Origin of the sequence: Clavibacter lycopersici (assembly GCF_003576405.1) — a bacterium.
Lineage (GTDB): Bacteria > Actinomycetota > Actinomycetes > Actinomycetales > Microbacteriaceae > Clavibacter > Clavibacter lycopersici.
The window spans coordinates 1-490 of the sequence record NZ_QWGT01000538.1; the positions used below are offsets into that span (position 1 = coordinate 1).

The 490-nt window shown below is 79.4% G+C and carries 1 protein-coding gene; it reads right to left on the reverse strand.

What is annotated here, in order from left to right:
• A partial coding sequence (locus DZG00_RS16420) for an alpha/beta hydrolase fold domain-containing protein (RefSeq protein WP_147360108.1) occupies positions 1-490 on the reverse strand: 490 nt, incomplete at both ends.

The window sequence follows — 490 nt, forward strand, 5'->3', positions numbered from 1 at the left end:
GCTCGTGCCCGTGGCCCTGCCGGTCGGCGGCCCTGCCGGTCGGCACGTCGCCGCTGGGGCTGACGAGCACGAGCCGCAGCACGGCCGGACCGTCGGCGTCGCGGGCGAGCGCGGTGATGCGGAGGGCGCGGTCGGCGCCCGGGCCGTCGCCGAGGATCCCGAGCCGCTCCGGCGTGCCGTTCCAGCCGGCCGCGTGCGAGGCGATCCACGAGAGCCCGGCGAGCGCCTGCGCGTCGTCATCGGGCGCCATGGTCACGACGACCGCGCGCAGGTCCTTCGCGAGCGTCGACGGCAGCCAGTCGCCGTCGTGACGCGCGAGGACGACGAGCACGGGGGATCCGGTCGCCGAGCGGTCGTGCCCGGGCGGCGTCCACACGGCGACGTCGAGGGGGACGCCCTGCTGGCCGCCGGCGGGGAAGCGGACGACGCGCGTGCCGGCGGCGGGCGTGCCGCGGAGGGAGCGCGCGACGGCGGGCACGTGGCGGATCGC